The 23419-nt window shown below is 75.1% G+C and carries 18 protein-coding genes and 1 pseudogene; 10 read left to right on the top strand and 9 right to left on the bottom strand.

Going from position 1 to position 23419, the window contains the following annotated elements; translation table 11 throughout:
• Positions 1-51 precede the first annotated feature (51 nt).
• The 4 genes and pseudogenes from BJ999_RS43070 to BJ999_RS20600 form a co-directional block, all read right to left on the bottom strand.
• Positions 52-162: pseudogene (locus BJ999_RS43070) on the bottom strand (hypothetical protein); the annotation flags it as partial.
• The gene (locus BJ999_RS20610; RefSeq protein ID WP_179834805.1) at positions 159-1319 is read right to left on the bottom strand and encodes an NAD(P)/FAD-dependent oxidoreductase; all 1161 of its coding nucleotides are present in this window, start codon (positions 1317-1319) and stop codon (positions 159-161) included. The gene BJ999_RS20610 and the pseudogene BJ999_RS43070, both read right to left, overlap by 4 nt.
• Positions 1320-1408: 89 nt before the next feature.
• Positions 1409-2020 (bottom strand): helix-turn-helix domain-containing protein, encoded by a 612-nt coding sequence (locus tag BJ999_RS20605; RefSeq protein ID WP_179834804.1) that lies wholly within the window; start codon positions 2018-2020, stop codon positions 1409-1411.
• 76 nt (positions 2021-2096) lie between these two features.
• Positions 2097-3074, bottom strand: a complete 978-nt coding sequence (locus BJ999_RS20600) for an ornithine cyclodeaminase family protein (RefSeq protein WP_179834803.1) — start codon at positions 3072-3074, stop codon at positions 2097-2099.
• A 178-nt stretch (positions 3075-3252) separates the two neighbouring features.
• Here BJ999_RS20600 and BJ999_RS20595 point away from each other — a divergent pair, with 178 nt between their 5' ends.
• From BJ999_RS20595 to BJ999_RS20580, 4 genes are read left to right on the top strand one after another with little or no spacing between them, the layout of a single operon-like run.
• Positions 3253-4458, top strand: a complete 1206-nt coding sequence (locus BJ999_RS20595) for a branched-chain amino acid ABC transporter substrate-binding protein (protein WP_218935155.1) — start codon at positions 3253-3255, stop codon at positions 4456-4458.
• Positions 4459-4469: 11 nt separating this feature from the next.
• The gene (locus tag BJ999_RS20590) at positions 4470-5369 is read left to right on the top strand and encodes a branched-chain amino acid ABC transporter permease (protein WP_179834802.1); all 900 of its coding nucleotides are present in this window, start codon (positions 4470-4472) and stop codon (positions 5367-5369) included.
• Positions 5366-7129: a branched-chain amino acid ABC transporter ATP-binding protein/permease gene (locus BJ999_RS44180; RefSeq protein WP_179834801.1), complete on the top strand. Its 1764-nt coding sequence runs from the start codon at positions 5366-5368 to the stop codon at positions 7127-7129. The genes BJ999_RS20590 and BJ999_RS44180 overlap by 4 nt, the downstream gene beginning before the upstream one ends.
• On the top strand, positions 7126-7860 hold the full coding sequence (locus BJ999_RS20580; RefSeq protein WP_179834800.1) for an ABC transporter ATP-binding protein: 735 nt from the start codon (positions 7126-7128) through the stop codon (positions 7858-7860). Before BJ999_RS44180 ends, BJ999_RS20580 begins: the two co-directional genes overlap by 4 nt.
• On the opposite strand, the gene BJ999_RS20575 is transcribed toward BJ999_RS20580, so the two are convergent.
• Positions 7844-9970 carry a thiamine pyrophosphate-dependent enzyme gene (locus BJ999_RS20575; RefSeq protein WP_179834799.1) on the bottom strand — a complete coding sequence of 709 codons (2127 nt, stop codon included), beginning with the start codon at positions 9968-9970 and terminating at the stop codon, positions 7844-7846. The two genes, BJ999_RS20580 and BJ999_RS20575, sit on opposite strands and share 17 nt — an antisense overlap.
• Before the next feature lie 213 nt (positions 9971-10183).
• Here BJ999_RS20575 and BJ999_RS20570 point away from each other — a divergent pair, with 213 nt between their 5' ends.
• The 3 genes from BJ999_RS20570 to BJ999_RS20560 are packed head-to-tail and all read left to right on the top strand — an operon-like array spanning position 10184 to position 14024.
• Positions 10184-11722 (top strand): aldehyde dehydrogenase family protein, encoded by a 1539-nt coding sequence (locus BJ999_RS20570; protein ID WP_179834798.1) that lies wholly within the window; start codon positions 10184-10186, stop codon positions 11720-11722.
• 9 nt (positions 11723-11731) lie between these two features.
• Positions 11732-12889, top strand: coding sequence for an NAD(P)/FAD-dependent oxidoreductase (locus BJ999_RS20565; RefSeq protein WP_229810581.1), 1158 nt, complete (start codon positions 11732-11734; stop codon positions 12887-12889).
• Positions 12882-14024 carry a Glu/Leu/Phe/Val family dehydrogenase gene (locus BJ999_RS20560; protein WP_179834797.1) on the top strand — a complete coding sequence of 381 codons (1143 nt, stop codon included), beginning with the start codon at positions 12882-12884 and terminating at the stop codon, positions 14022-14024. Before BJ999_RS20565 ends, BJ999_RS20560 begins: the two co-directional genes overlap by 8 nt.
• On the opposite strand, the gene BJ999_RS20555 is transcribed toward BJ999_RS20560, so the two are convergent.
• The 3 genes from BJ999_RS20555 to BJ999_RS20545 all read right to left on the bottom strand — a co-directional run bounded on the left by BJ999_RS20555 (position 14002) and on the right by BJ999_RS20545 (position 20422).
• Positions 14002-14928, bottom strand: a complete 927-nt coding sequence (locus BJ999_RS20555; RefSeq protein WP_179834796.1) for a LysR family transcriptional regulator — start codon at positions 14926-14928, stop codon at positions 14002-14004. The genes BJ999_RS20560 and BJ999_RS20555 overlap by 23 nt on opposite strands.
• Positions 14929-15024: 96 nt before the next feature.
• Positions 15025-17058, bottom strand: a complete 2034-nt coding sequence (gene paaZ, locus BJ999_RS20550; RefSeq protein ID WP_229810582.1) for a phenylacetic acid degradation bifunctional protein PaaZ — start codon at positions 17056-17058, stop codon at positions 15025-15027.
• A 142-nt stretch (positions 17059-17200) separates the two neighbouring features.
• Positions 17201-20422, bottom strand: coding sequence for a hypothetical protein (locus BJ999_RS20545; protein WP_179834794.1), 3222 nt, complete (start codon positions 20420-20422; stop codon positions 17201-17203).
• Between the two features lie 159 nt (positions 20423-20581).
• On the opposite strand from BJ999_RS20545, the gene mgrA reads away from it, so the two are divergent.
• The 3 genes from mgrA to BJ999_RS43655 are packed head-to-tail and all read left to right on the top strand — an operon-like array spanning position 20582 to position 22483.
• Entirely contained in the window at positions 20582-21607 is a 1026-nt protein-coding gene (gene mgrA / locus BJ999_RS20540; RefSeq protein ID WP_179834793.1) for an L-glyceraldehyde 3-phosphate reductase, read from the top strand.
• Positions 21608-21667: 60 nt separating this feature from the next.
• Entirely contained in the window at positions 21668-22120 is a 453-nt protein-coding gene (locus tag BJ999_RS20535) for a YbhB/YbcL family Raf kinase inhibitor-like protein (RefSeq protein WP_179834792.1), read from the top strand.
• Positions 22121-22123: 3 nt separating this feature from the next.
• A complete protein-coding gene (locus BJ999_RS43655) occupies positions 22124-22483 on the top strand; it encodes a DUF6343 family protein (RefSeq protein WP_218935154.1) in 360 nt (119 codons plus the stop codon).
• Between the two features lie 9 nt (positions 22484-22492).
• Here the strand turns inward: BJ999_RS43655 and BJ999_RS20525 are convergent, their stop codons facing one another.
• Entirely contained in the window at positions 22493-23392 is a 900-nt protein-coding gene (locus tag BJ999_RS20525) for a helix-turn-helix transcriptional regulator (RefSeq protein WP_179834791.1), read from the bottom strand.
• Positions 23393-23419 lie beyond the last annotated feature (27 nt).

The following is a 23419-nucleotide window of genomic DNA, read 5'->3' as shown; positions in this document are numbered from 1 at the left end:
AGGGCCCCGGCGCCAGGTTCGGCGGCCCGCGGCCAGCAGCACCCCGGCGAGGGTCTGGCCGGCGACGCCGTCCACGGGCTCGCCGTCCACGGTGATCCGCAGCGGGACGTCGGGGCGGCGCCCGGTCCGGTCGCCGCCGGCGGGGACGAGTCGCGCGCTCATCGGGTCTCTCCTTCGCACTGGGCGGCAGGCCGGTCCGCGCGGAACGGCGCCGCGTCGATCGCGGGGGCGCGGCCGAGCATGAGGTCGCGCAGGACGGCGGCGGTCCCGGCGGACAGGCCGATCCCGGCGCCCTCGTGCCCGGTGGCGTGCCAGAGGCCCTCAAGGTGCGGGTCGGCGCCGATGACGGGCAGGTGGTCGTCGACGTACGGGCGGAACCCTCCGTAGGCGCGCATCACCGGCACCCCGGCCAGGGACGGGAACAGCCGCAGCGCCTTGGCCGCGATGACCGACAGCACCTCGGGGCGGATCCGGTCGTCGAACCCGACCCGGCGGCGGGAGGATCCGAGGAGGATCGTCCCGGCCCGGGTGGACTCGACGACGGCGGACGCCTGCAGGTCCCCGGCGGCGCTGCCGACCGCGCTCACGTAGTCGGCGTCGTAGACCTTGTGGAAGACCGTCGGCGGCATCGGCGCGGTCACCAGGACCTCGCCCCGGCGGGGCCGGACGCCGAGCCGGACGCCGAGCCGCGCGGCGACCTCCCCCGACCAGGGCCCGGCCGCGTTGACGACCGCGTCGGCCTCGATCGTCCCGCCGGAGGTGCGGACGCCGGTGACACGGCCGCCGCGCCGGACCGCGCCGAGGACCTCGCACCCGGTGCGCAGGACGGCGCCGGCGCGCACCGCGGCGGCCAGGAGGGCGACGGCGGCCCCGGCGGGCTGGACCTGCGCGTCCTCGGGGTAGTGGACGGCCTTGGCGAAGTCGCGCGTCAGGTGGGGCTCGGCGGCCGCGAGGGCGGCGGCGTCCAGGTCCTCGGCGATCACCCCGGCCCTGCGCTGGGCGCCGGCGAACTCCGTCAGCGCCTCGGCGCCCGCGGGGGTGGTGGCGACGACGATGCCGCCCTTGGCGTCCCATTCGACGCCGCCGGCGTTCGGGTCGCCGTCCAGGACGGCGGGCCACAGCTCGCGCGACAGCCGCGCGAGTTCGAGTTCCGGGCCCGGCCCCTTGTCGGAGACCAGGATGTTGCCCTCGCCGTGGGCGGTGGTCCCGGCGGCGGGGCCGCCCCGGTCGGCGACGGTGACCGCGCAGCCCGCCAGGGCCAGCTCGCGGGCGCAGGCCGCGCCGATGATCCCGGCGCCCAGTACCACGACCCGCGTCATCGACCCTCCCGTTCGTCGTTCGTTAAACCGAACGATTCCGAGAGTAAGTGCGTCCCGCGCGCGATGTCAACGCGCGGGCGGCTCCGGATTCAGGGCGTTTCGACCAGATGGGACGGGGTTCCGGGCGAGGCGTGAAGCCGCTGGTCAGCGCTGTACTGCAGCAGCAGGACGGACCGGACGGGCCCCTCCACGGCGCTGTAGCTGTGCGGCAGGCGCGCGTCAAAGCCGACGTAGTCGCCCGGCCCGAGCTCGACGTCCCGGTCGTCCACCCGAACGGCGAGCCGCCCGGACTGGACGATCGTGTGCTCCATCCCCACGTGGCCGAGCGAGTCCTGCCGGCGGCCGGTCCTGACCTGCTGGTCGTACACCTCGAACAAGGCGCCGCCGGACTCGATCCCGCGCAGCGGCCGCAGGTCGACGCCCTCCCCGCTCAGCACCTCCACCTCCGCCGCCCGCACCACCGTGAGCCCGGACGGCTCCTGGTGGTCGAGCAGGTCGGAGATGGGGACCTCCAGCGCGCGCGACAGGCTGAACACGGTCTCGATCGTGGGGTTGCCGGCGCCCGCCTCAAGCTGGGAGAGCGTCGCCTTGCCGATCTTGGAGCGGCGGGACAGCTCCGACAGCGACAGGCCGAGCTCCAGCCGCGCGCGGCGCAGGTTGCCGGCCAGCACGTCCCGCACCGATTCCCCTGACGCGCCCACGCTCCCGCCCCTCGTCCGCTCACTCGGCTCACGTTCGCTCTATCGAACGGCCAGTGTACTCGGCGGGCCGGCGGGGTCAGAGCTCCACCAGCGTCCCGGCGCCGGCCTCGCGGGCGCGGTCGACGATGACGGAGGCCGCCGCCGCGTCCTGCACGCCGAGGCCGACGCTGTTGTAGAAGACGATGTCGGCGCCGGAGCGCCGCCCGGCGGCGAGGCCGGCGACGATCGGGCCCAGCGGGCGCACCCGGCCGGGGTCCAGCTCCCCCGCGCGCACGGCGGCCACCACGGGGCCGGCGTGCTCCAGTGCGGTCGTCACGTCGTCCACCACGACCGATGCGGCGCGGGTGAGGACCTCGCCGTCCACCTCCGCCCGGTCCGGAGCGAAGGACCCGACGCTCACGACCGTGCACCCGGGATCGAGCCACGCGCCGAGGACGACCGGCTCGGCGCTGGTGGTGGCGGTGACGACGATCTGCGCGCCCCGGACCGCCTCGCGGGCGGACGCCGCGGCCCCGACCGGCAACTCCAGGTCCCGCGCGAGCTCGGAGGCGGCGGTGCAGGTGTCCGGCCGGCGGCAGGCCAACGTCACCTCGGTGAGGGGACGCACCATGGCCATCGCCCGCACGTGCGCGCGGCCCTGGACGCCGCAGCCGACGACCGCGAGGCGGGTGGCCCCCGGCACCGCGAGATGGTCGGCCGCCACCGCGCTCGCCGCCGACGTGCGCAGCGTCGTCACGGCCTCGCCCTCGATGATCGCGACGGGCCGCCCGTCGACCGGGTCCTGGACGGTCACCAGGGCCGCCACGGTCGGCAGCCCGCGCGCCGCGTTGCCCGGGGTGACGCTGCCGAACTTGGCGACGGCGCCGGCGCCGGGCAGGCGGGAGAGGTAGCCGAAGGCGACGTCGCCGTCCGGCCCGTCCAGCAGGACCCGCGGCGCGAGCCGCGCCCGCCCGCGGCCGAGCGCGGCGAACGCCTCCCGCTGCGAGGCGATCGCGGCGGGCAGGTCGAACACCGCGCGCACGTCGGCCGCGGAGAGCAGCAGGACACCGGCCATGGGGAGATCCTTTCCAGGCCGCGGCCGCGCTGTCGAGTGGCCAGAGGGCAAGCGGTGCTTACCGATCAGTGCATGAGATCGCATGCTTGCCCGTCTCGACGCCCGTGCCCCGACGTTTCACGCTTTCACCATCCCGGACCACGAGGACCTGCCGGCCACGAGCGACGGAGAGCCGCCGATGACTCCACTGACCCCGCGGGACCGCGGACGCCGGTTCCGGATGTTCACCGCGGCGGGCGCCGGCCTGCTGCTCGTCCCGCTCGCCGCGGCCTGCGGGTCGGGCGGCTCCGGCGGCTCGGGTGCCATCAAGATCGGCGTCCCGGCGCCGCTGAGCGGCGACTCGGCCTCGGCGGGGCAGGACATCCTCGCCGCGGCCAAGGTCGCCGCCGACGAGATCAACAAGGCCGGCGGCGTGGACGGCCGCAAGATCCAGATCGTGGAGGCCGACGACCAGTGCAGCGCCCAGCAGGGCGCGCAGGCCGCGCAGAAGCTGCTCAACAGCGGGGTCGTGGCGGTCGCCGGCGGGTACTGCTCGGGCGCGGCGGTGCCCGCGATCCCGATCTACGGCAGACGCGGCGTCCCGTTCGTGATGGACGCCTCCACCAACCCGTCCCTCACCGACAGCGGCAAGGGCAAGGTGTTCCGCACCTGCGGGCGCGACGACAACCAGGGCCTGGTCGCGGCCAAGTTCATGACCGGGCCGCTCGGCGCCAGGCGGATTGCGCTGCTGCACGACAGCACCACCTACGCCAAGGGGCTCGCGGACGCCGCGGCGAACTCGGCGAGGCGGGCGGGCGGCCAGGTCGTCTACGAGAACGCGCTGCAGCCCGGCCAGTCCGACTACGGCCCCGTGCTCACCAAGATCGCCTCGACGCGGCCGGACGTGCTGTACTTCACCGGCTACTTCGCCGAGGCGGGGCTGCTGATGAAGCAGCGCAAGCAGCTCGGGCTGAAGTTCACGCTCATGGGCGGGGACGCCACGACCGACTCCACCGTGCTGAAGACCGCGGGCTCGGCGGCCGGCGGCTACATCGCCACCACCGCGCCGCTGGCCAAGGACCTGCCGGCCGCCGCGACGTTCGTCTCGGCGTACAAGGCCGCGAACAACGCCGACCCGGGGCCGTTCTCGGTGTACGAGTACGACGCGGTGAAGGTCGTCGCGAAGGCGATCGACGACGCCGGGTCCACCCGGGGCGCCGCGATCACCGAGGCCCTCCACAAGATCAAGGACTTCCCGGGCATCACCGGACCGATCACCTTCGACGCCAAGGGCGACCGGACCGACCCGCTCTACATCACCGTCCAGGTCCAGAACGGCGCGTTCACCGCCTACAAGAAGCTCGACGAGAGCGGCGCCACCTGGGTGGACGCCAAGACCTCCTGATCAGGGGCCCGATGAGCGAATTCGTCCAGTACCTCGTGAACGGCCTGACGATCGGGGCGTTCCTCGCGCTGATCGCGCTGGGCTACTCGATGATCTACGGGGTGGTCCGGCTGATCAACTTCGCGCACGGCGACGTGTTCATGATCGGCGCGTTCGCCGGGTTCGGGACGCTGACCGCGCTCGGCGCGACCGGCGGGATGGCGCTGCCCGCCATCCTCGCCGCCGTCGTGGTCGGCGCGCTGACCACCGGCGTCGTCGGCGCCGGCATCGCCAGGGCCGCCTACGTGCCGCTGCTGTCGTCCCCGCGCCTGGCGCTGCTGATCGCCGCGATCGGGGTGTCGCTGGCACTGGAGGAGGGGGTGAAGGTGCTCACCGGCGCCCGGTTCAAGTCCTACCCGCACGCGCTGGACGGCGGCCGGATCCTCAGCGGCGCCGTCCACGTCACCTGGGGTCAGCTCGTCCTGGTCGTGCTGTCGGTGGCGCTGATGGCGGCGCTGTGGGCGTTCGTCACCCGGACCGTGACGGGGACCGCGATGCGCGCGCTGGCGATGGACCGCGACGCGGCCCGGCTCCAGGGGATCAACGTGGAGCGGCTGATCCTGACGACGTTCTTCATCGGGTCGCTGCTCGCGGGAGCGGCCGGCGTCATGTACGGGCTGTACTACGTGCAGATCAGCTTCGGCATGGGGTTCCTCATCGGCCTGCGCGCGTTCACCGCCGCGGTGCTCGGCGGGATCGGCAACCTGCCGGGGACGATGGTCGCGGGCGTGTGCATCGGCCTCGTGCAGTCGTTCTCGGCCGGCTACGTCTCGTCCCGCTGGACGGACGTCATCATCTTCGGGCTGCTGATCGCGGTGCTGGCGCTGAGACCCACCGGCCTGTTCGGCGAGCGCGTCGTGGAGCGCGCGTGAGGGCGCGGGCGCCGCGGCCCGCGAGCGGGGAGGCGGCCGTCCGGTACGGCGGCTGGCCGCTGCTCATCGCGCTGGCGCTGGTCGCCGGGCAGACCCTCGACGACTACGCGCTGACCGTCGCCGGGACCATCCTGGTCTACGCGATCCTCGGGCTCGGGATCAACATCGTCGTCGGGTACGCGGGCCTCCTCGACCTCGGGTTCGCCGCCTTCTTCGCGATCGGCGCGTACGCCTCCGGGCTGCTGACGCTGAAGCTGGAGTGGGGCTTCTGGCCGACGCTGCCGGTGGCGGTCGCCGCCGCCGCGGTCGCCGGGGCGGTCATCGGCTACCCGACGCTGCGGCTGCGCAGCGACTACCTCGCGATCGTCACGCTCGGCTTCGGGGAGATCATCCGGATCACGGTGATCAATCTGGAGGTCACCGGGGGCCCCAACGGACTGACCGGGATCCCCCCGGTGACGGTCGGCGGGCGGGAGATCGTCACGCCGAGGGACTTCTTCCACCTCGCGCTCGCGTTCTTCGCCGTCGTGCTGGCCGCGACGGCGCTGCTGGCCCGGTCGCGGCTCGCCTACGCGTGGCGCGCCATCCGGGCCGACGACACCGCCGCGGAGGCGGTCGGCGTCCCGGCGCGGCGGGTGAAGCTGCTGGCGTACGTGCTCGGCGCGATGGTCGGGGCCGTCGCGGGCCCGCTCAACGCCGCTCAGCTCGGCACCGTGGACCCCTCCAGCTTCACGTTCCTGACCTCTCTGATGATCCTGCTCGTGGTCATCATCGGCGGGATGGGAAGCCGGCCCGGCGTCATGGTCGGCGCGGTGGTGATCGTCGCGCTGCCGGAGGTGCTGCGGACCGTCCAGGAGTACCGGGGGCTGTTCTTCGCGCTGCTGCTCATCCTGATCGTGCTCCTGCGGCCGCAGGGCGTCTGGCCGTACCGGCCGCGCCGCCTGCGGCTCCCGGCGAAGGCGGGGCCCGCGCCCGAGCCTCCTGCCGCGCGGGGCACACTGCTGGAGGTGGACGGCCTGTCCCGGCGCTTCGGCGGCGTCACGGCCGTGGACGGGCTCGCCCTGCGCGCGGACGCCGGCCAGGTCGTGAGCGTGATCGGCCCGAACGGCGCGGGCAAGACCACCGCGTTCAACTGCGTCACCGGGATGATCGCGCCGTCGGCCGGGACGGTCGTGCTCGCCGGGCGGGACGTGCGCGGCCTCGCCCCGCACCGGGTCGCCGCCGCCGGCCTCGCGCGCACGTTCCAGAGCATCCGGCTGTTCGAGGAGATGACCGTCGCCGAGAACGTGCTGATCGGCCGGTTCGCCCGCGACCGCGCCCTGCTGCGGCCGCTGTCGCGCGCCGACCTCGACACGGTCCGCCGCTGCCTGGACTTCGTCGGGCTGCTGGAGGCGGCCGACCGCCCGGCGGGCGGGCTCGCCTACGGCGACCGGCGCAGGCTGGAGATCGCGCGGGCGCTCGCGGGCGATCCCAGCGTCCTGCTGCTGGACGAGCCCGCCGCGGGCGCGAACCCGACCGAGAAGCGGGCGCTGATGGGGCTGATCTCCCGCATCAGCGCGCTCGGCGCCGCCGTGGTGCTGATCGAGCACGACGTGGCGCTGGTCATGTCGATCTCCGACCGGGTGACGGTGCTGGAGCACGGGCGGACGATCGCGGTGGGGCCGCCGGAGGAGATCCAGGAGGACCAGCGGGTCATCGCCGCCTACCTCGGCGTGCCGGACGACCCGGAGACCGACCTCGTCCCGGAGGTGCTGCGGTGACGCTCCTGCGGGTCGGCGACCTGCGCAGCCGGTACGGCCAGGTCGAGGCGCTGTCCGGGATCTCCTTCGAGGTCGGCGAGGGCGAGATCGTCGCGCTGCTCGGCAGCAACGGCGCCGGCAAGACCACCGCGCTGCGGACCGTCACGGGCCTGCACCGGGCCCGGTCCGGGCGGGTCGAGTTCGACGGGCGCGACATCACCCGGCTCGCCGCGCACAGGGTCGTCGCGGCCGGGCTCGGGCACGTCCCGGAGGGGCGTCGCGTGTTCCCGGCGCTGACCGTAGCCGAGAACCTGTTGCTCGGCGGGTACCTGCGGCGCCGCGACCGGGCGCTCGTCGCGGCCCGCCGGGACGAGGTCTACGCGATGTTCCCGCGCCTCGGCGAGCGGCGCGGGCAGCCCGCGGGGCTGCTGTCGGGCGGCGAGCAGCAGATGCTCGCGATCGGCCGGGCGCTGATGCTGCGGCCGCGGCTGCTCGCCCTGGACGAGCCGACGATGGGGCTGGCGCCGCAGACGGCGCAGCAGGTGCTGCGGGTCGTGCGGGAGATCCGCGACCAGGGCGCCACGATCCTGATCGTCGAGCAGAACGCCCATCAGACGCTCCGCCTCGCCGACCGCGCCTACGTCCTGGAGACCGGCCGGATCGTGCTGGAGGGCCCGGCGTCCGCGCTCGCCCGGGACGACCGGGTGAAGGCCGCCTACCTGGGCGGCGACCCGGTCATCGAGGCACCGTGAGGAGCCTCCGCGCCGCCTCCTCGATCGCGGCCTCCGACAGCAGGACGTGGTGGGCGGCGTCTCCCAGGGGGATGAAGCTGTCCTCGCTCGTCACCCTGGCCGTGCGTCCCCTGAAGCCGGCGTCGGCGAGCGCGGTCAGGACTCCCTCGGAGACGCCCCCGGTGCGGCGCGTCTCGTCCGCGACCAGGACGGCGCCGGTGGCGCGGGCCTCGCGCAGCAGGTCCTCGGCCGGGAGCGGGGCGAGCCAGCGCAGGTCGACCACCCGGCACCGGACGCCCGCGGCCTCCAGGCGGCGGGCCGCCCGCAGGCTCATCCGCAGGCCGTTGGCGAAGGTGACGACGGTGAGGTCGCCGCCGTCCCCGTAGGTGCGGGCGCGGCCGATCGGTACCGTCCCGCCGGCCGGGGCCAGCCACCCGCCATCGCCGTCCTCGTGCAGGTCGCGGGCGTGGTAGAGCGCGATCGGCTCCAGCATCGCGCACACGCGCCCCTCGCGCTCGGCGGCGTCCGCGCACGCGCGCAGCATCCCCGCGGCGTCGTCGGGCCGAGACGGTGACGCGATGACGAGCCCCGGGATGTCGCGCAGGGCGGCGACGGCGTTGTCGTTGTGGAAGTGGCCGCCGAACCCCTTCTGGTAGGCGTAGCCCGCGATCCGCACGACCATCGGGTTGCGGTACCGACCGGAGGAGAAGAACGGCAGCGTCGCCGCCTCGCCCCGGATCTGGTCCGCGGCGTTGTGCAGGTAGGCGAGGTACTGGATCTCCGGGACCGGCAGCATCCCGGCCGTCCCGAACCCGAGCGCGAGGCCGAGGACCGACTGCTCGTCCAGGATCGTGTCGAACACCCGCGCCGCCCCGGCCCGCTTCACCAGCCCGCGCGTGACCCCGTAGACGCCGCCCTTGCGGGCCACGTCCTCGCCGAAGACGAGCATGCCGGGCCGCTCGTCCAGCAGGTCGCCGAGCGTCCGGTTGATCGCCTGCGCCAGCGTGACCGGCTCCCCCTCCGCGCGTTCCGCTCCTCCGCCGGGGCGGGTGTACCGCAGCGGCGCCATGACCTCCGCGGCGGACGCCAGGCGCGGGGCGCGCGCGACCTTCTCGGCCAGCGCCGTGACCTCCGCGCGCTTGGCCTCGTAGCGGCCGACGATGTCCTTCGCGGTCGCGACGCCGCGGTCGACGAGGAGCCGCGCGGTCTGCAGGAGCGGGTCGCGCTCCAGGTCGGACGCCATCTCGGCCGGGGTCCGGTAGGACGACTCGACGTCGGAGCCTGCATGGCCCATCAGGCGGACGGTCCGCAGGTGCAGGAAGGCGGGACGGCGGCGTTCGCGGACCCAGCGGGCCGCCCGCGCCGCCACGGCGTGGGCGTCGGCGAGGTCGCAGCCGTCCGCGTGGAAGTAGGCGAGGCCGGGCCGCGAGCCGTACGCGGCGTGGATCCAGCCGGGCGCCGTGCGGACGCTGATGCCGATCCCGTTGTCCTCGCAGACGAACAGGAGCGGCAGGGGAAGGCCCTGGTAACCGCAGTTGACGGCGGCGTTGACGGCGCCGGTGGCGGTGGAGTGGTTGGCGGAGGCGTCCCCGAAGCTGCACACGGTGAGGGCGTCGCGCGGCCACGGCGAGTCCAGGCCGAGCCGGGCGGCGCGTTCGATCGCGAAGGCCACGCCAAGCGCGCGCGGGAGATGCGAGGCGATGGTGGAGGTCTGCGGGATCACGTTCAGCGGGCGGCTGCCGAACACCTTGTGGCGTCCGCCCGCGATCGGTTCCTCGGCGGCGGCGACCAGCCCGAGGAGGACGTCGCGGAGCGGGTTCTGGCCGGGGACCTGGCGTGCCCGCTCCAGGAAGAACGCGCCCGACCGGTAGTGCAGGAGCGCCGGGTCGTCCGGGCGGAGGGCGCCGGCGACGGCCGCGTTCCCCTCGTGGCCGGACGAGCCGATCGTGTAGAAGCCGTGGCCCTGTGCCCGGAGGCGGCGGGCGGCGAGGTCCAGGTGCCGGCTGCCGAGTTGCGCGTCGAACAGCTCCAGGCAGCGCTCGCCGGTGAGCGCGCCCGGCGGGGCGGGCGCGCCGGACGGCACCAGGGTCGCGGCCGCCTCGAGGAAGTGGACGTCGGCGGGCTCGGGCATGCGTGCTCCTGCCTGCGGATCGGGACGCGTGTCGAGCATCGGACGCGGCCCCGGCCGCGGCCAAGCCGCGCGAGCCCGCGAACTGGTGGGGAGTTGGCCAAGGATCGCTTAACGACGTCCCCGGGAGAGCCTCAGCCCGGCTTGGCCTCGCGGTAAGGAAGCCGTGCTCTGACCGATCTTGGCGCGGGCGGGCGGCCCGTTCAGGCTTGAACCGTGCTCTCCTCCGTCATCGGCGGCGCCCGGATCCCGGCGGGGCCCCGCTCGTACCGCTCCACCGACCCGTCCCGCACGTCCGAGACCGTCGCCGAGGTGTCCCTCGCGGACGCCGGCGACCTCGTGCGCGCCTGCCGGGCGGCCCGCGAGGCGCAGGACGCCTGGCGGGACGTGCCGGCGCCCGTCCGCGGGCAGGTGGTCGCCGCGATCGGCCGGCTCGTCGAGGCCAACAAGGCGGCCCTCGCCGCGACCGTCACCCGGGAGGTCGGCAAGCCCCGGGCCGAAGCCCTCGGCGAGGTCCAGGAGATCGCCGACACCTGCGCGTTCTTCCTCGGAGAGGGGCGGCGGCTGTACGGGCAGACCGTCCCGTCCGAGATGCCCGACAAGCAGCTGTTCACCTTCCGGGACCCGGTCGGCGTCGTCACCGTCATCACGGCGGGGAACTTCCCGGTCGCGGTGCCGTCCTGGTACATCGTCCCCGCGCTGCTTTGCGGGAACGCGGTGGTGTGGAAGCCCGCCGAGTACGCGGCGGCCTGCGCCGACGCCTTCTACGAGCTGTTCGCGCACGCGGGGCTGCCGGACGGGGTCCTCAACGTCGTCCACGCCGACGGCGCCGAGACGTTCCGCGGCCTGGAGCAGGCGCTGGACGAAGGACTGGTCGACAAGGTCGGCTTCACCGGCTCCACCGAGGTCGGGTCGCGGATCGGGGAGCTGTGCGGCCGCCACCTCCAGACGCCGTGCCTGGAGCTCGGCGGCAAGAACCCGATGGTCGTCGCCGAGGACGCCGACCTGCCGCTCGCCGTCGAGGGCGCCCTGTTCTCGGGGTTCGGGACGGCCGGGCAGCGCTGCACCTCCCTCGGGACCGCGATCGTCCACGCGTCGGTGCACGGCGAGTTCGTGCGGCTGCTGGACGAGGCGACGCGGGCCGCGGCCGTCGGCGACCCGGCGGGCGACGTGCTGTTCGGGCCGCTGATCAGCGAGCGGTTCGCGGACGGCTTCGAGAAGGTCCTCGGCTGGATCGGGCCGGGCCACACCGTGCACGGCTCGTCGGCCACCGGGCGGATCACGGCGGCCGCCCCGCGTGAGGGCTTCGCCGGAGACCCCGAGGCGGGGCTGTTCTACCACCCGGTGATCGTCGACGGGGTGGGGCCCGGCGACGAGCTGTTCATGAACGAGACGTTCGGGCCGATCATCGGCGTCACCGCCTACCGGACGCCGGACGAGGCGATCGCCCTCGCCAACGCCCCCGGCTACGGCCTGTCCGCGTCGATCTACACCACCGACCCGGCGAAGGTCTTCGCGTTCCGGCGGCGGATCTCGGCCGGGATGGTGAGCGTCAACAACTCCACCTCCGGCGCGGAGGCGCACCTGCCGTTCGGCGGGAACGGGCGCTCGGGCAACGGCAGCCGCCAGTCGGGCATGTGGGTGCTGGACCAGTTCACCCGCTGGCAGTCGATGAACTGGGACACCTCGGGACGGCTGCAGAAGGCGCAGATGGACGTCCTGGAGATCGCCCCCGACCTCGGCTTCCGGCTGTAGGGGCCGGCCGTGGAGACCGAGACGGAGACCGAGGCCGACGTCGTCGTCATCGGCGGCGGCGTGATGGGGACGAGCGTCGCGTTCCACCTCGCCGAGGCGGGGGTGCGGCGCGTGGTGCTCGTCGAGCGGGACGGGCTCGGATCGGGCTCGACGTGCAGGGCGGCGGGCGGCGTGCGCGCCCAGTTCTCCGACGAGGTCAACATCCGGCTCGGCGCCCGCAGCCTGGAGGCGTTCACCCGGTTCTCCAGCCGTCCCGGCCAGGAGATCGACCTGCACCAGGTCGGGTACCTGTTCCTGCTGTCGCGGCCCGAGGACGTCGCGGCGTTCGAGGCGGGCGTCGCCCTGCAGAACGAGCTGGGCGTCCCGAGCCGGATGGTCACGGTCGCGGAGGCCTGCCGGCTGTCGCCGCTGGTCGTCCCCGACGGGCTGCTGGCCGCCGCGTTCTCCCCCGACGACGGGCACTGCACGCCCGAGTCGGTCGTCCTCGGGTACGCGACGGGCGCGCGGCGGCACGGCGCGGCGATCCGCACCGGATGCGAGGTCGTCGGCATCGAGACCGGCGGCGGCGAGATCAGTGCGGTCCAGACCTCGCGGGGGCGCATCCGCACGCCCGCCGTCGTCTGCGCGGCCGGGGCCTGGTCGGCGGCGGTCGGGCGGATGGCGGGCGTCGACCTCCCGGTCGAGCCGCTGCGCCGCCAGATCGTCTTCACCGAGCCGCTCCCGGACCTGCCGCGCCCGGTGCCGATGACGATCGACTTCGCGACGTCGCTCTACTTCCACGCCGAGGGCGAGGGCCTGATGCTCGGCATGTCCGACCCCGACGAGCGCCCCGGCTTCCTGCTGGACCGGTCCGACGCGTGGCTCCCCCGGCTCACCGAGGCGATCGGCGCCCGCGCGCCGCGCCTGCTCGACGTGGGGCTGACGGGCGGCTGGGCGGGCCTCTACGAGGTGACGCCCGACCACAACGCGCTCATCGGCGAGGACGCGTCGGTGTCGCGGTTCCTCTACGCGACGGGCTTCTCCGGTCACGGCTTCCTGCAGGGCCCGGCGGTCGGCGAGGTCGTCCGCGACCTGTACCTCGGCCGCGCGCCCTTCACCGACGTCGCCCCCCTGCACGCCGCGCGGTTCGCCGGCGACGCCCTCCGCCCGGAGATCAACTGTGTCTGACGTGCTCGCGCTGATGGACGAGTGGGGCCCCGAGCGGGTCGTGTGCGTCTCCGACGCCCGGACCGGGATGCGGGGCGTGCTCGTCATCGACAACACCGCCCGGGGCATGGGCAAGGGCGGCATGCGGATGAGCCCGTCGGTGACGGTCGCGGAGGTGGCGCGCCTCGCCCGGGTCATGACCTACAAATGGGCGGGCGTCGACCTGTTCTTCGGCGGCGCCAAGGCGGGGATCGCGGCGGACCCCGGGTCGCCCGACCGGGAGGCGGTCCTGCGCGCGTTCGTGCGGGCGCTGTCGCAGGAGATCCCCCGCCGGTACGTGGCCGGCCTCGACATGGGGCTCTCGGAGCGGGACGCCGCGATCGTCCAGGACGAGCTGGACGACCGGGGCGCGGCCGTCGGCACCCCGCACGTCCTCGGCGGCATGCCCTACGACGAGCTCGGCGTGACCGGCTTCGGGGTCGCGGAGGCCGCCGACGCCGCGGCCCAGCACGCCGGGATGTCCCTGCGCGGCGCGCGGGTCGCGGTGCAGGGGTTCGGCGCGGTCGGCCACGCGGCGGCACGGCGCCTGCACGAGCTCGGCGCGGCCGTCGTGGCGGTCTCGACCGTGCACGGAGCGCTGCACGACCCGGACGGCCTGGACGTCGGGCGGCTCCTCGCCCTGCGCGCCGAGGCGGGCGACGCGGCGGTGCGGGAGTACGGCGGGCGGCTCCTGGCGCCCGGCGCCGAGCTGTCGGTCCCGGCCGACGTCCTCGTCCCGGCCGCGCTGCAGGACGTCATCGACGAGGAGGCCGCCGCGAACGTCCAGGCGGCGATCGTGGTGGAGGGCGCGAACCTGCCCACCGGGCGGGCGGCGCAGCGCGTCCTCGCCGAGCGCGGCGTGACGGTCGTGCCGGACTTCGTCGCGAACGCGGGCGGCGTCGTCGCGGCGGGGTTCGCGATGGACGCCCGCTACTCGGCGTTCCGCCCCGATCCGGACGCGGTGTTCGCGGCGGTCTCGGCGAAGATGCGCGACAACACCGGCCGAGTCCTCGACACCGCCCGGACGCAGGGCACGACGACGCACCAGGCCGCCGTCGCGCTCGCGCAGGAGCGCGTCCGCGCCGCGATGGAGCTCAAGGGCCGGTGGCGCCGCTGACCTCGCTCTGGACGCCCCGGGCGATCTCGATGAGGCCGCGCATGGCGTCCTTGACGAGCGGGTTGGTGTTGCTGGCGCGGCGCAGCACGGTGACGTGCCGCCGCGGGCTGCGGCGGCTGAGCCGCAGCGTCCTCAGCCCCGGGGCGGGGACGCAGCCGAGCGCCGGGACGAGCGCGATGCCGAGGCCGCACCCGACCAGCCCGCACACCACGGCGTAGTCGTTGCTGCGGAACGCGATGTCGGGGATGAACCCGGCGGTGCCGCACAGCCGCAGCAGCGCCTGCGCGCCCGCGCTCTCCGGGCGGCTCGCGATCCACGTCTCCGACCGCAGGTCCCGCAGCCGGACGGTGCGCCCCCCGGCGAGCGGGTGGTCCCGCGGGACGCACAGCACCAGGTTCTCGTCCATCACCGGCGTCTCCACGATCTGGTCGGGCCAGGTGCGCGGGAACAGGTCGTACCGGTAGGCGAGCTGGAGGTCGAGGTCGCCGTCGAGCAGTTCGGGCAGCAGCTCGTCCGGCTCCCCCTCGGCCAGCGTGATGTCGATGCCGGGCCGCACCCGCGACAGCTCCGCCAGCACCCGCGGCAGGATGCGGGCGCTGGCGGTCGGGAAGCTGCCGAGCTGCAGGGCGCCGCGCTCGCCGCTGGCGACCGCGCGCAGCTCCCGCTCCAGGGTGTCGAGGGCCGACAGCACGTCGTTGCCCTTGCTGACCATCAGGAACGCGGCGCTCGTCGGGCGCACGCTGCGCGCCCGGCGCTCGAACAGCACCAGGCCGCAGGCGCGTTCCAGCGCGGCGATCTGCTGGGAGACGGCGGACGCGGTGTATCCGAGGTTGCGGGCCGCGTCGGCGAACGAGCCGGTGCGGACGACCTCGCGCACGGTCTGGATGTGCAGGGGACTGATCATGGACGCACCCCGTTCAGCGCCGAACGTGACCGTCTCCCCCGCAGACGCCTCCCTCCATGCGTATCATCCCGCGGGCCGGCTCCCCAGACCCGAAGATCAGTCGTGCCGCGGGCGCTTGGCCACCAGCGTCAGGACGTCGTACTTGGCGACCGAGGCGCCCACCTGGTTCGTGACGTCGGTGTCCCAGCGGACCTCGCCGTAGTCGGCGCCCTCGCGCGGCGAGATCTGCTTGGCCGTCAGGGTGACGGTCAGCTCGTCGCCCGGCTTGACGGGCGTGAGGAACCGGAGGTTCTCCAGTCCGTAGTTCGCGAGGACGGGCCCCGGGGACGGCTCCACGAACAGGCCGGCCGCGAACGACACGACGAGGTAGCCGTGCGCGACGCGCCCGCCGAAGAACGGGTTCGCCCTGGCGGCCTCCTCGTCCATGTGGGCGTAGAAGGTGTCGCCGGTGAACTCGGCGAAGTGCTCCACGTCGTCGAGGGTGACGACGCGCGGGCCGCCGACGGCGGTGTCGCCGACGCGCAGGTCCTCCAGGTGCTTGCGGAACGGGTGCTCGTCGGTGACGGTCCGGTCGGTGCCGGGGACCCAGCGCCCGGTGATGGAGGTGAGCATCGCGGGCCCGGCCTGGACGGCGGTGCGCCGCATGTGGTGCACGACCCCGCGGATCCCGCCCATCTCCTCGCCGCCGCCGGCGCGCCCGGGCCCGCCGTGGACGAGCGGGGGCAGCGGCGAGCCGTGCCCGGTCGACTCCTTGGCGTCCTCGGCGTTCAGCACGAGCAGCCGGCCGTGCCACGGCGCGGCGCCGAGCACCACCTTCCGGGCGAACTCCGCGTCGCCGGTCACGACCGACCCGGCGAGGCTGCCGCGCCCGCGCACGGCCAGCTCGACCGCCTGCTCGGCGCCCTCGTACGGCATCAGGGTGCTGACCGGGCCGAACGCCTCGACCTCGTGCGGCTCCGCGCGGCCGGCGTCGTCGGCGCGCAGCAGCACCGGGGAGATGAACGCGCCCCGCTCGGCGTCGGCGCCCACGACCTCGACCCGCTCGGGGTCGCCGAACACGACGCGGCCGGCGTCCATGAGGGCCTTCAGGGAGCGCCGCACCTCCTCGCGCTGGTCGAGCGTGGCGAGGGCGCCCATCCGCACGGACGGGTCGGAGGGGTTCCCGACCGTGACCTTCGCGAGCCGCTCCCGGACGGCCTCGGCGACGTCGTCCATCAGCGCGGCGGGGACGAGCGCCCGGCGGATCGCCGTGCACTTCTGGCCCGCCTTCACGGTCATCTCCGTGACGAGCTGCCGGACGTACAGGTCGAACTCCTTCGTGCCGGGCGTCGCGTCCGGTCCGAGGACGGAGCAGTTCAGCGAGTCGGCCTCGGCGTTGAACCGCACCGCGTTCCCCACGATGACGGGGTGGGTGCGCAGCAGCCGGGCCGTGGACGCCGATCCGGTGAACCCGACGATGTCCTGCTCGGTGAGGTGGTCGAGAAGATCGCGCGGCTCGCCGCAGACCATCTGCACCGACCCCTCGGGCAGGATCCCGGCCTCGACGATCAGCTCGACCAGCCGGGCGGTCAGGTAGGCGGTCTGGCTCGCCGGCTTGATCAGGCTCGGCACCCCCGCGAGGAACGCGGGCGCGAGCTTCTCCAGCGGGCCCCACACCGGGAAGTTGAACGCGTTGATCTGCACCGCGACGCCGTGCGACGGCGTGCACAGGTGCTGCCCGACGAACGTCCCGCCCTTGCCGAGCGGCTCCACGTCGCCCTCGACCAGCACCGTGTCGTTCGGCAGCTCCCGCTTGCCCTTGCTCGCGTAGGCGAACAGGACGCCGATGCCGCCGTCGACGTCGAACCTCGCATCGTTCAGCGTCGCGCCCGTCCTGGCCGAGAGGGCGTACAACTCCTCGCGCTGCTCCCGCAGATGGGACGCGAGCGCCTTCAGCAGGGCCGCGCGATGGTGGAACGTCAGCTCCCTCAGCACCGGGCCGCCGACCGACCGCCCGTACTCCAGGGCGGCGCCCATGTCGACCCCCGCCGAGGAGATCCGGGCGACCTCCTCCCCGGTGACGGCGTCGTGCAACGGCGCCCCCTCCTCCTCCGGGGCACGCCAGGAACCCGACACATAACTGCGCAGCACGACCACTGGGACCTCCTTGTCCAGATCTCAAACCATTCTTGCCACTTCACAGCTCCCCTCACCCTCGCAGACATGACAGCCGGGGCCCCGATCCTTTGTGTACTCGCGCGCCGCCGCGCTCCGCGGCGGGCTGTGGCGCAGGTCACGTACTGGGGACGACACTCCAGGCGTCCTGGCGGACCTCCACGTGGGCGGACCGGCGCAGCCCGTCCAGGAGGTCCCGCCATTCGCCGGTCCACCCGGCGGCCAGGCCGCCCATGCGGACGACGCCGACGGCGAGCAGGTGCGAGGCCGCGTAGTCCCGTCCGGTGAGGGCGCGGGCGGCGGGCAGAAGCCGGCCGGGCCCGCCGCTCCCGCGCGCACCCCGGCCGCCCAGCGCGTGGTCCAACCGCCGGTCGGCGATCCTGGAGGCCAGGACGGGGCGGCCGCGGAGGAGGTCCGCCAAGGCCACGAGCTCTTCGGCGACCCGCTCTGGGGAGGCGTCGCCGCCGGTCAGGCGAGCCGAGATGAGCGCGACGTCCACGGCGTCGGCGAGGTGGAGGGGGTGCCCCGCGAGCATTTCCACCACACGGCGGGAGAGCGGCGCGTTCGGGTGACCGGCGGGCAGGCCGCCGATCGCGTGGGCCACGGCCGCGATCCGCGCCCGCGCGCGGTCGCCCGGCTCCGCGGCGAGCAGGGCGGACAGCACGCCGAGCGCCTCCTCCGCCACCGAGCCCGCCCGCACCAGGGCGTTGAGCACGAGCAACTCGTCGTCCCCGGCGGGGTCGGCGGGATCGGCGACGGCCGCGAGGACGGCGTCGAATCCGCCGGTGTACCAGCGCGCCCACGCGGCGAACGCCTTGGACGCCCGGAACCGGACGCCGGGGCCGTCCGCCGCCGCGCCGAGCCTGCGGACCAGCGCGGCGTAGGCGGGGCGGTGCGCGGGCGCGTACTCCGTGGGTTTGGCCTGGAAGAGCGTGCGCAGCAGCTGCTCCGAGGTGTACGGCCCGGCGGCGGCGTCCAGCGCGGCGAGCGCACGAGGGTCCTCCGGCATACGGCGGAGCGCCGCCGCGACCGCGACACGGACGTCCCGGTGAAGGCCCGGGTCGTCCCACGCGCGCAGCAGGGCCTCCGCCGCGCCGGGGACCCGCAGCCGCTCGATCAGCCGGGCCGCCTGCTTGCGTACGGCCACCGTGCCGCCCGGGCCGGTCAGGGCCTCCGCCAGGACGGGACCGAGGCGGGACGGCGGAACCGACGCGGCGGCCCGTGCCAGCGCCGCCACCGCGACCGCCGATCGCGGTCCCCGGGCATGGCGCAGGAGCACCGCGAGGGCCTCGGCAGGGCGGTCCGCGGCCGCCATCGCCTCCAGAGCGGCCTCGGCGAGGGCGGGCTCCCCGTCCCCGTCCGCACGGGCGACGAGGTCGTCGAGGCAGCCGGGGAGCCGTCCGAGCGAGGCGACGGCGGCGATCCTGGCGTCGACCGGTTCCGCCGGGGAGGCCAGGAGCTCCCGCACGCGCCCGACCTGGCGCGGTGTCCAGCGGCCGGGGTGCTGCGGCTGGATCGCCGGGACCCCGCCCGGGCCCCCGAACCGGCCCGTCCGGGAGCGCTCCAGGGCGGGCAGGAGCAGATCGGTGCGGCGGCCGGCGACGACGCGCCAGACCTCGGGCAGGACGATCGCGGAGGCGTCGGCGGCCGCCAGTGCCGCGGCCCGCCGCTCGCGCTCCGCCGGGTCGGCGAGCCACAGCGCCGCGGCCTCGCGGGCGAGCGGCTCGGGCGCCTCGCGGACCGCCGCCCGCAGCAGCTCCTGGAGGCCCGCCAGCGCGAACGCCCGCCGCCCGAGAGCCCTGGCCAGCGCGATGACCACCACGTGATCACCCGGTTCGGGGCGCAGCTCCGCGAAGAGGTCGCGCTCCCGGCCGCGGGGAAGCACGCGGTCGAGGCGGTGGCCGTCGAGGACCTCCGTCCCATGCCGGGCCACGAGCCGGGCCAAGGCGCCGATCGCCCACCGGACGAGCGCGGGCCGCGCCGAGTGGGCGAGGACGCGGCCCGCCAGATCCCGCAGCCTCCGCCGGGTGGCCGGGGAGGAGTCCCGCGCGCCGACGGCCGCGGCGGCGATCTCCTCCAGCGGCCCGGCGAACGCCTCGTCCAGGAGGCGGACCGGAACGCGGGCCAGGGCGGCGATGAGGTCCGTCCTCAGCGGGTCCCGCTCGTTGCGCGTGCGGCGCGCGAGTCCGGCGACGAGGTCGCGCAGGCGCGCGGCGTCGCCGGTGCGGGCGGTCGCCTCGACCAGGAGGGTGCGGGCGAGCCCGCGCAGCCGGGGGTCCCCGCCGAGCGCCGCCTCCCTCAGCGGCCCGGCCGCCTCCTCGTACGGGAGGTGGGCCGTGAGCTCCAGCGGTATCCCGGGATCGTCCAGCCGGGACCGCGCCGAGTGCCACACCGAGCCGTGCCGGCGGAGCATCCGGCGGGCCTCGCCGGCCGCCCGGTCCGGGGGCAGGAGAGCGAGCAGCGGCCGCGCCGCCAGGCCCGCCCGCCCGTCTCCTCGGGCGAGGTCGTAGACCTCCGCCCTGCGGCCCGGCGGGACGTGCGCGAGGAGGTCGCGCAGCGAGTACGGGTCGGCAGGGACGAACTCCCGGAGCTCCGATGAAGGCAGGCGGCCCACATGCTCGAAGTACGAGGCCGGGTACCGGTTCCGGCGGCCCGCCCGCCGCACCACCCGGGCGGCCCTGACCGCGTCCGCTCTGAACAGTGCGGGGAGGAGGGTGCTCGGCAGCTGCGTCAGCGCCAGGCGGGAGCCGTTCGCCTCCAGCAGTTCCAGGAGCCCCGCCGGCTCGTGGCGGGCCAGTACCGGGAGGCCGGCCTTGCACCGCCTCCACCAGGACCATTCATGCGCCTGTTCGCGGCCGCGGGCGAGGAAGGCCCCGGGATGCCGTGCGGCCAGCGCGCGCCATCCGGTGACCGCGTGCTCCAGGTCGGGCAGCGACCGCGCGACCGTCTCGCTCGTGCAGGCCGGCAGGATGGCCGCGGCTTCGCGGTCGCCCCAGCGGGCGCGGACGTCCGGGAGGAGCCGGTCGGCGAGCGCCGCGCGTCGGGAGTGGCGGAGCGTCCTGTAGAGCGCGCGGCGCAGGTCGGCGGGCGCGTCGTCCAGCACCGCCGCGGCGGCGTCGTCGGAGACGGGCAGCGTGCGGACGGCCCGCAGCGCGGCGCGGCGCAGCGCCATGTCGGGGCCCGCGAGGACGCGTTCCAGGTACGGCAGATCGCGCGCCGCCAGGGCGATGTGCAGGGCGGTCCGGCGTTCGTACGGCCCGCGGGCCGCGAGGACGGCGAGGGTCTCGCGGAGTTCGGGGGTCCCGGCGAGACGGCGGGCCCGCAGGGCGAGCTCCCGCATGCGGTGCGGGTACGGCAGGGCTTCGAGGGCCGGTTCCCAGACCGGCTCGGCGGGGCTCAACGGCCCGGGCGGCGTCCGCCCTTCCTGAAGATCATGGTGCCGATGATGGCGGACCGGCGGCACGCTCGGCAAGCCGCCTGTCCTGAAATACTTCCGACCATGACCTTTAAGGCAGACAGTGAGCGATACGAGCGCATCCCCTACCGGCGGTGCGGGCGGAGCGGGCTGCGGCTCCCGGCGATCTCCCTGGGCCTGTGGCACAACTTCGGCGACGACCGGCCGCTGGACGTCCAGCGGGCCATCCTGCGGCGCGCGTTCGACCTCGGCGTCACCCACTTCGACCTCGCCAACAACTACGGCCCGCCGTACGGGTCCGCGGAGACCAACTTCGGCCGGATCCTGCGCGAGGACCTCGCCCCCTACCGGGACGAGATCATCATCTCGACCAAGGCGGGCTACGACATGTGGCCCGGCCCGTACGGCGAGTGGGGGTCGCGCAAGTACCTGCTCGCGAGCCTCGACCAGTCGCTGCGCCGGATGGGCGTCGACTACGTCGACATCTTCTACAGCCACCGCTTCGACCCGGAGACGCCGCTGGAGGAGACGATGGGGGCGCTGGACCGGGCCGTGCGGTCCGGCAAGGCCCTGTACGCGGGGATCTCGTCCTACTCCCCCGAGCGCACCGCCGAGGCGGCGGCGATCCTGCGGGAGATGGGGACCCCGCTGCTGATCCACCAGCCGTCCTACTCGATGCTGAACCGCTGGATCGAGGGCGGGCTGCTCGACACGCTCGGCCGGGAGGGCGCCGGCTGCATCGCGTTCTCGCCGCTGGCGCAGGGGATGCTGACCGGCAAGTACCTCGACGGCGTCCCGGAGGGGTCCCGGGCGAGCAAGGGCACATCGCTGTCCACGAGCCTGCTCACCGAGGACAACCTGCGGCACGTCCGGACGCTGAACGCGATCGCCGAGGGGCGCGGGCAGTCGCTCGCCCAGATGGCGCTGGCCTGGTCGCTGCGGGACGGCCGGGTCACCTCGGCGCTGATCGGCGCGAGCAGCGTCGCGCAGCTGGAGGAGAACCTCGCCGCCCTCGGCCGGCTCGACTTCACCCCGGACGAGCTCGCCGCGATCGACCGGGACGCCGTCGAGGCGGGGATCAACATCTGGGCGCCCTCCAGCGCGGGCTGACCAGCCCGGGGACCGGGCCGGCGCGTGCATCGACCGGGCGTCACGGGGCACGAGCAGCGCATGGAAGAGATGACGCTGAGAAGCACCGCGTTCGGCGACCACACGCTCATGCCCTCGGACTTCTCCCACGACAGCGGGGACCTCTCGCCGCCGCTGGAGTGGTCGCCCGCGCCCGAGCGGGTGGTGGAGCTGGCCCTGGCGTGCGAGGACCCCGACGCCCCGTCCGGCGCGTTCGCGCACTGGCTGCTCGCCGGCATCGATCCGGTGACCACCGGCCTGGACGCCGGGGAGCGGCCGACCGGAGCCGTCCTCGGGCGCAACGACTACGGCGCCGAGGGCTACGGCGGGCCGAAGCCCCCGGTGGGCGACGATCCGCACCGGTACTTCTTCCGGCTGTACGGGCTGGCGGAGCCGTCCGGGCTGCGGGACGGCTTCACCGTCGAGGACCTGCGCGCCGCCGTGGAGGACAAGATCGTCGCGTCGGGGACGCTCGTCGGCACCTACGCCAGGTGAGCCGTGGGCGGCACCGGAACGGACGGGCCCGACCGGAACGAGCCTGACCGAAACGAGCCCGAGCGGCACGAGCCCGAGCGGCACGACCTCGGCCGGGAGGACCCCGGCTGGCACGGCCCCGGGTCGCACGGGCCGTATCCGCACGAGCAGCCGCGCGGGGACGAGCCGATGACCGCGCGCAGCCCGCTGCTGCTGCGGGCCGTGCTGTCCGCGGTGGCACTGGTCGGCGCGGTGGCCGCCGCGATCGTGTTCACGGTGAACGCCTCGGGCGGCGGCTCCTGGACCGCGGCGGGCATCTGCGCCGCGGTCGCCGTCATCGCCGCCGTCGACCTGGTGGTGATCGCCCAGCGGGCCCGGCACTGAGCCCGGCGCTCAGTGCCGGTGGTCGAGGGCCGCTGCCGCGGGGTCGGCGAGCAGCCGGTCGATCCGCTCCCGGCTCTCCTCGTCGGTCGGCGTGTAGACGACCAGCCGCGCGTTCGGAGACGCGGTGATGTCCATGCTGGTGGTGCGGGTGCGGATCTCACCGGCGGCGTGGTGCCGGAACACCTTCACGCTCGGCCCCGGCAGCGCCACGTCGTGCGACGCCCAGAGCCGCGCGAACAGGGGGCTGGCCGCCTGCAGCCGCCGGACCAGTTCCTTCCAGCCCGGCTCGTCCAGATGCCTGCTGTAGCGGTGCCGGAAGACGGCGACGTGGTCGGGCGCCGCCTCCTCCAGGTTGGCGACCGGGTTGCAGCACGGCGGCAGCGTGAACACCATCCACAGGGAGTTGCGCTCGCACGGCCGGGCCGTCGGCACGAGCGGGAGGATCGCGGAGTAGGCCGAATTCCAGGCCAGGATGTCCGAGCGGGCGTTGGCGACGGCCGCCGGCATGGGAACGAGCGCGTCCAGGATGCCCTGGACGTCCTCGGGCAGGCTCCCGGCCTCCTCCTCGACCGCCGCGTCGGGGACGTCGGCCAGCCGGTAGAGGTGCTCGCGCTCCGCGCCGTCCAGCCGCAGGGTGCGCGCCACCGCGTCCAGTACCTGGGTGCTGGCGTTGATCGGGCGGCCCTGCTCCAGCCACGTGTACCAGGTGACGCCGACCCCGGCGAGCTGGGCGACCTCCTCGCGGCGCAGGCCGGGCGTGCGGCGGCGCAGGCCCGGCGGCATCCCCACGTCCTCGGGGGTGATCCGCTCGCGCCGGCTGCGCAGGAACGCCGCCAGTTCCGTGCGGCGGCGCGGCCCCGCGCCGCTCCCGTTGCGGCGGGCGGCGGGCGCCGCGGGCGCACTCGTCATCGTCACTCCCCCAGCCTGGCCCCGCAC

Origin of the sequence: Actinomadura citrea (assembly GCF_013409045.1) — a bacterium.
Lineage (GTDB): Bacteria > Actinomycetota > Actinomycetes > Streptosporangiales > Streptosporangiaceae > Spirillospora > Spirillospora citrea.
This window is presented reverse-complemented; position numbering and strand designations above follow the sequence as displayed.

Coding starts and splice junctions, on each gene's coding strand:
- BJ999_RS20610 (WP_179834805.1), bottom strand. CDS start 1,319: ATGACGCGGGTCGTGGTACTGGGCGCCGGGATCATCGGCGCGGCCTGC.
- BJ999_RS20600 (WP_179834803.1), bottom strand. CDS start 3,074: ATGGCCGGTGTCCTGCTGCTCTCCGCGGCCGACGTGCGCGCGGTGTTC.
- BJ999_RS20595 (WP_218935155.1), top strand. CDS start 3,253: ATGACTCCACTGACCCCGCGGGACCGCGGACGCCGGTTCCGGATGTTC.
- BJ999_RS20590 (WP_179834802.1), top strand. CDS start 4,470: ATGAGCGAATTCGTCCAGTACCTCGTGAACGGCCTGACGATCGGGGCG.
- BJ999_RS20575 (WP_179834799.1), bottom strand. CDS start 9,970: ATGCCCGAGCCCGCCGACGTCCACTTCCTCGAGGCGGCCGCGACCCTG.
- BJ999_RS20555 (WP_179834796.1), bottom strand. CDS start 14,928: ATGATCAGTCCCCTGCACATCCAGACCGTGCGCGAGGTCGTCCGCACC.
- BJ999_RS20545 (WP_179834794.1), bottom strand. CDS start 20,422: ATGCGGGAGCTCGCCCTGCGGGCCCGCCGTCTCGCCGGGACCCCCGAA.
- mgrA (WP_179834793.1), top strand. CDS start 20,582: ATGACCTTTAAGGCAGACAGTGAGCGATACGAGCGCATCCCCTACCGG.
- BJ999_RS20535 (WP_179834792.1), top strand. CDS start 21,668: ATGGAAGAGATGACGCTGAGAAGCACCGCGTTCGGCGACCACACGCTC.
- BJ999_RS20525 (WP_179834791.1), bottom strand. CDS start 23,392: ATGACGAGTGCGCCCGCGGCGCCCGCCGCCCGCCGCAACGGGAGCGGC.